Here is a 12,264-nt window from a genome sequence, read left to right on the forward strand (position 1 = left end):
TAATCAAAAGAATCAAGAGAGGAGGAGCTTAGATGTCTTTTGCCTCGGATGTCAAAAAAGAGTTAACTGGTTTAGAAGTCCATCGAGAACACGCGAAAGCAGAATTAGCAGCATTAATTCGGATGAACGGCTCACTTAGCTTAGTTAATCAACAGTTTGTCTTGAATGTACAAACGGAAAATGCTGCAATTGCTCGTCGAATGTATTCATTGCTGAAAGATCATTACCATGCACAAGCAGAATTATTAGTTCGTAAAAAAATGAAACTAAAGAAAAATAATGTTTACATTGTGCGTCTAAAACAAGATACACAAAAAATTCTAGCTGATTTGGATATTATGGATGGGGTCGTTTTTAATGGCAATGTGTCAAATGAAATCATGGGTAACGCGCAAAAAATGCGTTCCTATTTACGTGGAGCCTTCATGGCTTCTGGCTCAGTTAATAATCCGGAAACAAGTCGCTATCATTTAGAAATTTTTTCAATTTATGAAGAACACAATAATGATATTTGTAAGATGTTGAATTACTATGACTTAAACGCTCGAACATTGGGACGCCGAAATGGGTATATTTGTTATTTAAAAGGTGCTGAAAAAATTGCCGACTTTTTAACATTAATTGGTGCCACGAACTCTATGTTGAAATTTGAAGATGTCCGGATTGTCCGTGATATGCGGAATTCAGTAAATCGTTTAGTGAATTGCGAAACAGCGAATTTAAATAAAACCATTGATGCGGCTTCAAAACAAATTGAAAATATTCAATTTATTGAAAGTACAGTAGGGCTGACGTCATTACCGGAGAAACTTCAGGAAATCGCAGAATTACGGTTAGAGTATCCGGAAGTTAGTCTCAAAGAACTAGGGGAAATGATTCCTTCAGGAGCTATTTCTAAGTCAGGTATTAATCATCGTATTCGAAAAATTAATGAATTTGCAGAAAAATTACGAGAAAAAAGTGCGTAACTTTTCTGCTCCAGAAGTGAAGAATAACATTTCCGTTTGAAGTGCTATCCTTCACTTTTTCTTTAAGCGTGTAAAAAAAATTAAAGTGTGCAAAAAGTGTGTAGCACTGAAATGTAGTGTTGACCTGTGGTTTAAAGAAAGGACGTTGGCACGAATGTTGCATGTAATAAAATGCAAGCGATTACTTATTGCTGTTTTTAACTAAAACATTAAAAACTATTGGAGGGGTCAAAATGGTTCAACGATTAATTAGTGCAAATGCATCAGAAATCAAACGGATGTCAAAAGAAGAGCTGTTTCAGAGTATTAAAGCGAGCGAAGGGCGCGTAATTTTATCGGAAAATGTGGTAGTTCATCCATCCGTAGCAGGTGATATCACTTGTGCGGAAATGTCAAAAGCATATGGCGCAGACATGATTTTATTGAATGTTTTCGATGTTAATCAACCGATTGTAGTAGCCGCTTATGAAGGGCAATATACTGCGGAAACATGTGTCCCTAATGATGAGGTTGTTCATCGTTTGAAAGAACTAGTCGGTTTACCGATTGGCATGAATGTCGAACCTGTTGATGAAAATTTAGACTTAGCTTCAACGAGAGTTTCGATTGAACCAGGTAGAAAAGCATCAGCAGCTACTTTCAAAAAAGCCAATGAACTGGGTTTGGATTTTATCTTATTGACAGGTAATCCAGGAACTGGCGTGACCAACGACTTGATTGCTAAGAACGTGGCCTTAGCCAAAAAACATTTTGACGGCATCATTATTGCCGGAAAAATGCACAGTTCAGGCGTAGATGAACCAGTGGTCAGTTTAAAATCAGCTGAACAATTTATTGAAGCGGGTGCTGATATTGTCTTAGTCCCAGCAGTCGGCACGGTTTGGGGCATCGATGATCAACAAGTCAAAGAAGTTGTGGATTTTGCACATTCAAAAGGAAAATTAGTTATGAGTGCCATTGGAACTTCACAAGAAAGTGCTCAACCTGAAGTTATCCAAGCAATCGGCATTAGAAATAAAATTTTAGGCGTAGATATTCAACATATTGGCGATGCCAATATGGGCTTAGTTGGTATTGAAAATATTAAAGAGCTTTCTGATGCGATACGTGGGAAAAGACATACTGTTGCTAGAATGGCTCGTTCGATTAATCGTTAAAAAAGTGAACAGAGGCACGAATTCAGAAAATTTGAATTCGTGTCTTATGATTTTTTTATTGAAAAACGGTATACTAAAAGAGAAATAAAGGTTTGAAAGGATGAGGTTTTTTTATGGATATTTCAGTAATTGATGCAACAAAAGTTAACACAGAAACAGGGCTTCACATTGGTGAGCGCAATGCCCCTGTCAAAATGATAGAATTTATCAATGTTCGCTGTCCTTATTGCAGAAAATGGTTTGAAGAGTCTGAGGAACTGTTAGCACAATCTGTCAAAAGTGGTAAAGTTGAACGTATCATTAAGTTGTTTGATAAAGAAAAAGAAAGTTTACAACGCGGCAATGTGATGCATCACTACATTGACTATTCAGCGCCTGAACAAGCGCTGTCAGCATTGCATAAAATGTTTGCTACGCAAGATGAATGGGGAAACTTAACCTTAGAAGAAGTAGCGACGTATGCTGAAAAAAATCTGGGCTTAAAAGAACAAAAAGATGCAACGCTTGTTTCCGCAGTGATTGCTGAAGCCAATGCGGCGCACATTCAATTTGTACCAACGATCATCATTGGTGAGCATATCTTTGACGAAAGTGTCACTGAAGAAGAATTACGAGGATACATTGAAAAATAAAAAAATGGAAACAGCGAGTGTCGCTGTTTCCATTTTTTTTTATTTTTAATTTAAGGCGCTACTATTTTCCATTACTTCATCGATTAACCCATATTCTTTTGCTTGTTCGGCAGTCATATAGTTATCACGATCGGTATCACGTTCAATCACTTCAATTGGTTGGCCAGTTCGTTCAGCTAAAATTGAATTTAAACGTTGACGAGTGTCTAAAATGTGACGAGCAGCAATTTCAATTTCTGTTGCTTGCCCTTGAGCGCCACCAAGTGGTTGGTGAATCATGATTTCCGCATTTGGTAAAGCGAAACGTTTGCCTTTTTGACCAGCTGTTAATAAGAAGCTACCCATAGAAGCTGCCATTCCTAATACGATCGTTTGGACATCCGCTTTAACGAAATTCATGGTATCGAAAATCGCTAAGCCTGCAGAAACGCTGCCACCAGGAGAGTTAATGTACAAGTAAATGTCTTTTTCTGAATCTTGGGCATCTAAGAATAATAACTGTGCAATCACTGAGTTTGCCACGTTATCATCGATAGGGCCGCTTAGCATAATGATGCGGTCTTTTAATAAACGAGAATAAATGTCATAAGCACGTTCACCGCGAGATGATTGTTCAATAACTGTTGGAATTAAATTCATAAGTAAATCCTCCTATATAAAGAAACTTTTAAAGTCATTCTATCACAAAGCACTTTGAATGCCTATGAAAAGTATACCTCTTTGGTCAATAAAGGTCAACGAAGTCGCTTGAAAAATTTTGTGTCATTTTTTATCCGAAACTTTTGGATTATGTTATACTAAAATGGAAAATTAGAAAAGAGCGAGGGGAAAAATATGTTTGTTTTTATCGCCGGAATGGTCGGTGTAATCGTCGGTGCGCTAATAGTCACAGCAAGTGCCGCCTTACATTCATCTTACAAAGAGCGAAAAGAAGTACGTTATCGTGAACTAGAACATTTGGTTAAAGAAATTGAATCATTGAATTTATTAAATAAAAAAGTCAAAGAAATTTTACAAAAGCGTGAATTATATATAGACAGATCAATTGAATACTTATCGATGGATGATTGTTTCATCAGCATCGATGATTTTATTTATTTGGAATCATTTTCTGCTCAAAATAATTTTTACTTACCGACGTACTTAATTGAAGAATTTTTCAAAAAAATTGCGCATCGTAAAGTCATTTTGACGGCCAGCGAAGTTGCTGAAATGGGTGGTCACACCTATAAAGGCGGCCGTGTTATTTTAGAAAATTTTTCAGACGAGATTTTAGCAATTATTGAAGATAAAAAACGTAAAATGCAGCGTTTGTCTAACGAACCACTTCATTATTTTAAAGCGATTAAATAAAAAAGAACCAGCGTACCCGCTAATTTTTTGGGGTATCTGGTTCTTTTTCTTGTTGTTCCATATCGGTCATAGTGTCTTCAATTTCTTTATGTAAGAAATAAGAAATAACTGTACGAATGATTACCAAGGTTGCCAATTTCAAAATATCTTGAAAAGTTGGTTTGACAATGGATTCAATAATATCAGCTGCAATTAAAATTTCTAAACTTAACAGAATGTAGCTACCAAGGAAGTTTTTGATGAACGTATTCATTTTGGTTAAGGTAAAGCGGCTTTGATTTTGTCGTTCACTTTTAATGAAATCTTTTCCTGCTAAACAAACACCCCAAACTAAAACAATAATCGAAAAAACATTCAGTCCTAAAATACATAGCTCAAAAAGTGGGGTTAAAAGCGTCATTAACTGATGGGGCCACTCATTCATCGTATTCACTCCTGCCAAAAAGCCTTTTCTTTAACTATAACGAAACGGCTGACTAACGTCAAATATTGTTGAAATAAACGGGCTAAACTATTCAGCTTATAGAACAAAACTAAGAAAATTATGAATAGCATCTAACAATTAAGTAAAAGGACTGTAAAGGTTCTTTTACTTTTTTTGTGTAAAAAAAGAGTCTTAAAAGGAATCAAGTAGCAAAAAGTAAGTGAAAACCAACTTTGTCAGTGGATAGTCTTTTCATTAATTTTTAAAAGACAAATTTTACGTTTTCAAGAGCCGAATACTGCCAAGTTTTAGCCTTTAAAGGTGATAGAATCAGAAATTGAGTAAGAGATGTGTCACAAAAGCAAGGAGACACATCGACTTGATGAAAGATTTAAGGAGCTGTAGTTGAAGTAAAGAGAAGCAAGTGTCCCAAACACTAGCGAAAGAAAATAGGGAGGATTAAAATGTTTAAGAAAGCAACGAAATTATTATCGACAATGGTGATTGTCGCTGGAACAGTTGTGGGAAATTTCAGTCCCACGTTGGCTTTAGCCGAAGGAGTGGTTAAAGCAGGAGATACAGAAGGAATGACCAATACGGTGAAAGTGAAAGACGACAGTTTGGCTGACTGTAAACGGATATTGGAAGGACAAGCTGCTTTCCCAGTTCAAGCGGGTGAAACGGAACCGGTTGATTTAGTGGTTGTTGAAGATGCCAGTGGTAGTTTTTCAGATAATTTTCCACATGTAAGACAAGCGATTGATGAAGTGGTTCAAGGTTTATCTGATCAAGACCGCGTGATGCTGGCTTCGTATCGTGGCGGAAAACAATTTATATTTCCTGATGGAAAAGTAAAAATTAATTCAGCTGATTATGATATGAATGTGCGTGTTGATACTCAATTAACCCATGATAAAAGCCAATTTATCTCTGGATTTGGAGATGTTCGGACGTATGGTGGTACACCAACTGCCTCAGGATTGAAACTTGCTTTAGATACGTACAATCAAACACACGGAGATTTAACGAATCGAAAAACATATTTCTTATTAGTGACAGATGGGGTCGCTAATACACGTTTAGATGGTTACTTGCATAAAACCAACACCAATGATTCAATCAATGAATATCCAGATCCAAGACATCCTTTTCAAGTTTCGGTTGAGTATAGTAATGACTATCAAGGTGCAGCAGCAGAAGTTTTAGCGTTAAACCAAGAAATTACTAACCAAGGCTATGAAATGATTAATGCGTATTGGGAAAGTGTTGAATCTTTAAGTTCAGTGAATTCATACTTTGATAAATATAAAACAGAAGTGGGTCCTTTTGTAAAACAAGAGTTGCAACAAGGGTCTAGCACACCAGAAGATTTTATTACAAGCCAATCTATTGATGATTTTACAACCCAATTAAAACAAATTGTCAAAGATCGTCTGGCGCAATCGACACCAGCAACAGCTTCATTAACGATTGCCAATCAATTTGATATTCAATCGGCGACCGCTACGGACGATGCTGGAAATGATGTGCCTGTTCAAATTAACGGACAAACCATTTCAGCAACTAGTACAGAAGGTTACGTAGGAAACATCACGATTCACTACGAAGTCAAAGAAAATACAGCGATCGATGCAGCAACCCTTGTAAGTAGTGGGACAATGAATCAAGGAACAATTGCTAAGGAATTTCCAGAAGCGACGATTCCTAAAAATGACAATGCGCATGCGTGTGACGTGACGCCAGAAGATCCAACGATTACAAAAGATATCGAAAATCAAGAGCACTTAGATTTAACCAATCGTGAAGATAGTTTCGATTGGCATGTCAAAACAGCCTTTGGTAACGAAACAAGCACTTGGACCCAAGCCAGTTTAGTAGATGATATTAACCAATTATTAGACATTATAGATGTAAAAGTCACAGATGAAAATGGTAAAGATGTTACAGCCAATGGCACAGTAACACAAGAAAATAACAAAGTAACTTTTGAAATGAACAAACAAGCAGACAGCTATGACTATTTAAGTGGTCATACGTATACAATGACTATCACCACTAAAATTAAAACTGACGCAACGGACGAAGAATTAGCACCTTATATTGAACAAGGCGGGATTCCCAACCAAGCTGACTTAAACTTTGGCAACGAAGGTGACGTGTTGCATTCCAACAAGCCAACCGTAACACCGCCACCTGTTGATCCAAATATTACTAAAGACGTAGAAGGACAAGAACATTTAGATTTAACCAACCGCGATCAAGAATTTAAATGGAACGTCAAAACAGCTTTCGGTAACGAAACAAGCACTTGGACCCAAGCCAGCATGGTAGATGACATTAATAAAGTGTTAGACATCACTGATGTAAAAGTCACAGATGAAAATGGTAAAGATGTTACAGCTAACGGCAAAGTAACACAAGAAAATAACAAAGTAACTTTTGAAATGAACAAACAAGCAGACAGCTATGACTATTTAAGTGGTCATACGTACACAATGACCATTACTACTAAAATCAAAGCTAGCGCAACGGACGAAGAATTAGCACCTTATATTGAACAAGGCGGGATTCCCAACCAAGCTGACTTAAACTTTGGCAACGAAGGTGACGTGTTGCATTCCAACAAACCAACCGTAACACCGCCTGCACCAACGCCAGAAGATCCAACGATTACAAAAGATATCGAAGGTCAAGATCACTTAGATTTAACCAACCGTGACCAAGAATTTAAATGGAACGTCAAAACAGCTTTCGGTAACGAAACAAGCACGTGGACCCAAGCTAGCATGGTGGACGACATTAATAAAGTGTTAGACATTACAGATGTAAAAGTCACAGATGAAAATGGCAAAGATGTTACAGCTAACGGCACAGTAACACAAGAAAATAACAAAGTAACTTTTGAAATGAACAAACAAGCAGACAGCTATGACTATTTAAGCGGTCATACATACACAATGACTATTACCACTAAAATTAAAACTGACGCAACGGACGAAGAATTAGCGCCTTATATCCAACAAGGCGGGATTCCCAACCAAGCTGACTTGAACTTTGGCAATGAAGGTGACGTGTTACATTCCAACAAGCCAACCGTAACACCGCCTGCACCAACGCCAGAAGATCCAACGATTACAAAAGATATCGAAGGTCAAGATCACTTAGATTTAACCAACCGCGATCAAGAATTTAAATGGAACGTCAAAACAGCTTTCGGTAACGAAACCAGTACTTGGACCCAAGCCAGCATGGTGGACGACATTAATAAAGTGCTAGATATCACTGATGTAAAAATCACAGATGAAAATGGTAAAGATGTTACAGCTAACGGCACAGTAACACAAGAAAATAACAAAGTAACTTTTGAAATGAACAAACAAGCAGACAGCTACTCATACTTAGCTGGACATACGTACACAATGACTATTACCACTAAAATTAAAGACGGCGCAACCGATGAAGAATTAGCACCTTATATTGAACAAGGCGGCATTCCCAACCAAGCGGACTTAAACTTTGGCAACGAAGGTGACGTGTTGCATTCCAACAAACCAACTGTAACACCGCCTGCACCAACGCCAGAAGATCCAACGATTACAAAAGATATCGAAGGTCAAGATCACTTAGATTTAACCAACCGTGACCAAGAATTTAAATGGAACGTCAAAACAGCTTTCGGTAACGAAACAAGCACATGGACCCAAGCCAGCATGGTGGATGACATTAATAAAGTGTTAGACATCACAGACGTGAAAGTTACTGATGAAAATGGCAAAGATGTTACAGATAATGGCATAGTAACACAAGAAAATAACAAAGTAACTTTTACTATGAACAAAAAAGATGACAGCTACTCTTACTTAGCTGGTCATACATACACAATGACTATTACCACTAAAATTAAAACTGACGCAACGGATGAAGAATTAGCGCCTTATATTGAACAAGGCGGGATTCCCAACCAAGCCGACTTAAACTTTGGCAACGAAGGTGACGTGTTGCATTCCAACAAGCCAACCGTAACACCGCCTGCACCAACGCCAGAAGACCCAAAAAAACCTGAACCTAAACAACCGCTAAAACCGAAAAAACCGTTGACGCCTACAAATCATCAAGCACCAACGAACCCAGTCAATTTTGGAAAATCAGCAAGTAAAGGAATTCATTTACCAATGACTAATACAACAGTAAATCCACTTTACATGATCGCAGGTTTAATTGTCCTTATAGTGGCTATTAGCTTTGGCATAACAAAAAATAAAAAAAGAAAAAATTAGACAAACTAAAAAGGAAGAAAAAACATGAATAAAAAAATTTCGTTCAGTCTGTTAATTTTGTTACTTAGTTTGTTGGTAGGTTTTACATTTATTCCGCATAAAAAGGAATTAAGTTTCAATGAGTATCAAGAAAAAAAACACTCTGGCGAAACATTTTATGTTGTTTTAAAAAAGAAAAACTGTTCAGATTGTCAGGATTTCGAGAAACTATTACAAGCACCTAAACAGGTTTATTATGTAGAATTAACCAACAAAGAGACCATGAAGGAATGGTCAACATTTATCCGAGAAAATAAAGTTTTACATGTGCCATCTATGTTTAAAATAGATAACGGCCATCTCAAGAAAATTGATGGAGAAGGAGATGCGAATCAATTATTCGCAAACTATCAAAAAATAACGAAGTAAAAAGAATAAAAAGACAAGCCAAGTTTCCTAAATAAAGGAAACTTGGCTTGTCTTTTTTCTAGTAATAGTCGTTTATTAAATAACATGTGAAATGTTTTACAAATCCATTTTGGTTTGATAAAATAAACGCAAACATATGAATTTGTTTTCATTTGTTTTGGGAGGAGGAACGAATGATTGAATTGATTTTACTTTTGTCGGTGATTCTTTTAGGTTTATTGATTGGAAATAAAAGAGTTGATAAGTGGCTTTTTCTTAAGGCCTTACTTTTGTTTTCTGTTATGCTAAGTGTGAGCATTTTAATTTCGGTAGCTATGTATTTATTATTAACAATAGGCGTTGCAAACGTAATAGGGCAGCGGTTAGAGTCGTTATTTCTTTTAGGGATAGTCGTTATCATCAGTACGAGTCTTTTGTTATATTTTTTATTGAATTTAACGACGAAAAAAATTGTTTTACCCATCGCTTTAATGAAAATAATTGAATATTATATTCAATGGGTATTGATTTATGTTACTATTTATCAAGTGATTTTTGATCAGTTTATTGTTTCTTCAGAAGTAAAAAATACGTTACAAGGGACTATTGATGAGCCAGTCGCAATCATTATTGTTATTTTGCCATCATTTATTTCAATTTGGATTGCCGTTGTTTTATTTAGGATTCGTATGGAAGAACTTTAATTAGATACTTTTAGAATGGAGGAGTTTGTATGTCTGCTTGGCAAACATTTAAAAATGGAACAAGGCAATTTTTTAAAGACATCTTGCAGTACTTATGGTTATTTTTTACTTTAAATGTCTTATTATTATTGGTGGGTGGGGCTTTTAGTTGGGCTACTTCCAACGCACTAAAAAACCAAGGTATTCCTTATCTTTCGTTTAATAACCTGAATTTATTGTTAGAAAAGCCGCTTGCTCTGGTGTTATTAATTCTCTTGTTGTTACTTTTTTTAGGTGCAGTTTTTTATCAGTTTACCTTTTTATTATTAGGGATTTTTCAAATACGGCAAGACCATCGTTTTCATTTTAAAGGAGTTACCAAGGCATCTTTTAAGGTTCTTAAAAAGCAAGGTGCCCGTTCGTGGTTATTCTTTTTCGGTTATTTTGTTGTCATTGTCCCTTTTGGTAACCTGATTTTCCAAAGTAATCTATTGACGAAATTTGTGATTCCAGATTTTATTGTTGAATTTTTGTCCCAACGAATTCCTTACTTGGTTGGGTTACTGGCCTTTGGGTTATTAGTCTGGTATTTAGCTATTCGTTTCATTTACACGCTTCCATTAATGATTCTGGAGAGAAAAAAAGCGGGCGAGGCAGTTAAGGCTAGTTGGTCAATGACAAACAAACGATTATGGTTCATTATTCGTAATATTGCATTTGTGACGATCGCGGTATTTGTTTCAACGTATGTTATTTATGTGTTACTTTATCTTCTACAGTTGAAGTTAGATACCTTGAGCGATACCATTAGTTTGCTAGGTGGTATTTTAAATTTAACGGTTGTCCAATTTTTACAGTTTGTCTCTAATGCTTGGCTTTCAGTATTACTGATTAATTTCTTATACACACAATTAAATGTTCAAGCAGAAACGACGACAAAAGTTGCCTTTGACAAAGAAACGAAACGTAATAAATTAGTGACTATCGGAATGGGCCTAGGACTATTCACCATTTTTGGCGGCTATATAATTTTCAACGCTGTTTACTTAACAGGGCTATTAGAATCAAAACCTTTGATTATTTCGCATCGAGGGGTCACCAATAGTAATGGCGTACAAAATACTATTCCTGCTATGGAAAGAACCATTAAATTTAAACCAGATTATATTGAAATTGATGTTCAAGAAACCAAAGACCATCAATTTGTTGTGATGCATGATGCAAACCTTCAAGAACTCGCCGGCGTTGATGGCACGCCGCAAGAATTTACGTTGGCTGAATTAACAAAAATGACCGTTAAAGAAAATGGCCAAGAAGCACCAATTGCCAGTTTTGATGATTATTTAGCGAAAGCAAACCAAGCCAAACAAAAATTACTAGTAGAAATTAAAACGTCTAAACAAGATAGTCAAGGTGCGCTATCTAACTTTATTGAAAAATATGAACGTCCTTTGATAAAGAATAACCATCAGGTTCAATCTCTCGACTACAATGTGATCAAAGCGTTTAAAAAAGCCAAATCAAAAGTAAAAGTAAGTTTTATTTTGCCCTATAATTTCACTTTTCCAGAAACACAAGCTGATTTGTATACAATGGAAGCTACCACGTTGAACGATACTTTCATTTTAAAAGCTGACCAACAGAAAAAAGCAGTTTATGCTTGGACAGTTAATGACTCAGAGGTATTAAGTAAAATGCTCTTTATGGACGTTGCTGGAGTGATTACCGATGATTTGGAGTTAGTCAATGAAGAAGTCAATGACTTTGAAAAAAATCCATCGTATGCGGATCGTATTTTGCATTATATTTTTATGCTACCAAGTGTGGCTTCTCAATAAAAAATGAAGAAGAGGGTTAAACGAAATGAAAAAAGAATTTTCGCGAGTACTTCTTAAAAATCAATCTGATGAAATTCTTATTTTAAAAGATCGGCCAGACACATGGAATTTCCCTGGCGGAAAACAAGAACTTGGTGAATCAGCGCTGGAATGTGCGATTCGTGAAATGAAAGAAGAATTAGCAGTGGAAATTACTGAACTTGAAGAAATTTTTACTGGACCACTTGTTTTTGATTCAATCGTTTGGCAAGGACATTTTTATTTTGCCAAACAAGCCCAAGGAAAAGTTACCCTGAACGAACCAAATAAAATTAAAGGCGTACAATTTATTAAGCGATTTGAGGAAGTAAATTTTTCACCAGGATTAGCTCCGCTATTTGATTATTTGGCGCGTAGTGATTATTTAAAGTTAAACAAAACTAACTGGAAATAGAGAGAATAGGAGTGTTTTTTGCTAGGGATTTGTCAAGCGCATCTTTGATTATTTTAGAAAGTCCAAGGAAAAGTCGTGGGCATTGTTTATTCCTAATAAATATGTTATAGTA

The 12,264-nt window shown here is 36.1% G+C and carries 11 protein-coding genes; 9 read left to right on the forward strand and 2 right to left on the reverse strand.

All coding sequences use genetic code 11. The annotated features are described in order from the left end of the window. Positions 1–32: 32 nt before the first annotated feature. The 3 genes from whiA to IGK82_RS02595 all read left to right on the forward strand — a co-directional run bounded on the left by whiA (position 33) and on the right by IGK82_RS02595 (position 2,757). Positions 33–968 carry a DNA-binding protein WhiA gene (gene whiA / locus IGK82_RS02585; protein WP_002358736.1) on the forward strand — a complete coding sequence of 312 codons (936 nt, stop codon included), beginning with the start codon at positions 33–35 and terminating at the stop codon, positions 966–968. 233 nt (positions 969–1,201) lie between these two features. Then, complete coding sequence (locus IGK82_RS02590; protein WP_002358737.1) at positions 1,202–2,125, forward strand: PEP phosphonomutase; 924 nt, start codon at positions 1,202–1,204, stop codon at positions 2,123–2,125. A 113-nt stretch (positions 2,126–2,238) separates the two neighbouring features. Then, the gene (locus IGK82_RS02595; protein WP_002413649.1) at positions 2,239–2,757 is read left to right on the forward strand and encodes a DsbA family protein; all 519 of its coding nucleotides are present in this window, start codon (positions 2,239–2,241) and stop codon (positions 2,755–2,757) included. A gap of 45 nt (positions 2,758–2,802) precedes the next feature. Here IGK82_RS02595 and clpP read toward each other — a convergent pair whose 3' ends face one another. After that, the gene (gene clpP, locus IGK82_RS02600) at positions 2,803–3,396 is read right to left on the reverse strand and encodes an ATP-dependent Clp endopeptidase proteolytic subunit ClpP (RefSeq protein ID WP_002355633.1); all 594 of its coding nucleotides are present in this window, start codon (positions 3,394–3,396) and stop codon (positions 2,803–2,805) included. A 195-nt stretch (positions 3,397–3,591) separates the two neighbouring features. Here clpP and IGK82_RS02605 point away from each other — a divergent pair, with 195 nt between their 5' ends. After that, positions 3,592–4,110: a hypothetical protein gene (locus IGK82_RS02605; protein WP_002355635.1), complete on the forward strand. Its 519-nt coding sequence runs from the start codon at positions 3,592–3,594 to the stop codon at positions 4,108–4,110. Positions 4,111–4,129: 19 nt separating this feature from the next. On the opposite strand, the gene IGK82_RS02610 is transcribed toward IGK82_RS02605, so the two are convergent. Continuing rightward, positions 4,130–4,534, reverse strand: coding sequence for a DUF1622 domain-containing protein (locus IGK82_RS02610; RefSeq protein ID WP_002383026.1), 405 nt, complete (start codon positions 4,532–4,534; stop codon positions 4,130–4,132). Between the two features lie 464 nt (positions 4,535–4,998). Between IGK82_RS02610 and IGK82_RS02615 the strand changes: the two genes are divergently transcribed. The 5 genes from IGK82_RS02615 (at position 4,999) to IGK82_RS02635 (ending at position 12,152) form a co-directional block, all read left to right on the forward strand. Beyond that, a complete protein-coding gene (locus IGK82_RS02615) occupies positions 4,999–8,811 on the forward strand; it encodes an isopeptide-forming domain-containing fimbrial protein (RefSeq protein ID WP_159154096.1) in 3,813 nt (1,270 codons plus the stop codon). A 24-nt stretch (positions 8,812–8,835) separates the two neighbouring features. Next, entirely contained in the window at positions 8,836–9,219 is a 384-nt protein-coding gene (locus IGK82_RS02620) for a bacteriocin (protein ID WP_002358745.1), read from the forward strand. Between the two features lie 173 nt (positions 9,220–9,392). Next, a complete protein-coding gene (locus IGK82_RS02625; protein ID WP_002358746.1) occupies positions 9,393–9,902 on the forward strand; it encodes an SA1002 family membrane protein in 510 nt (169 codons plus the stop codon). A gap of 29 nt (positions 9,903–9,931) precedes the next feature. After that, the gene (locus IGK82_RS02630) at positions 9,932–11,719 is read left to right on the forward strand and encodes a glycerophosphoryl diester phosphodiesterase membrane domain-containing protein (protein ID WP_016622244.1); all 1,788 of its coding nucleotides are present in this window, start codon (positions 9,932–9,934) and stop codon (positions 11,717–11,719) included. 25 nt (positions 11,720–11,744) lie between these two features. Further along, entirely contained in the window at positions 11,745–12,152 is a 408-nt protein-coding gene (locus IGK82_RS02635) for an NUDIX hydrolase (protein ID WP_002361287.1), read from the forward strand. Positions 12,153–12,264 lie beyond the last annotated feature (112 nt).

This window comes from Enterococcus sp. AZ197, from assembly GCF_050556405.1.
Classification (GTDB): Bacteria; Bacillota; Bacilli; order Lactobacillales; family Enterococcaceae; genus Enterococcus; species Enterococcus faecalis.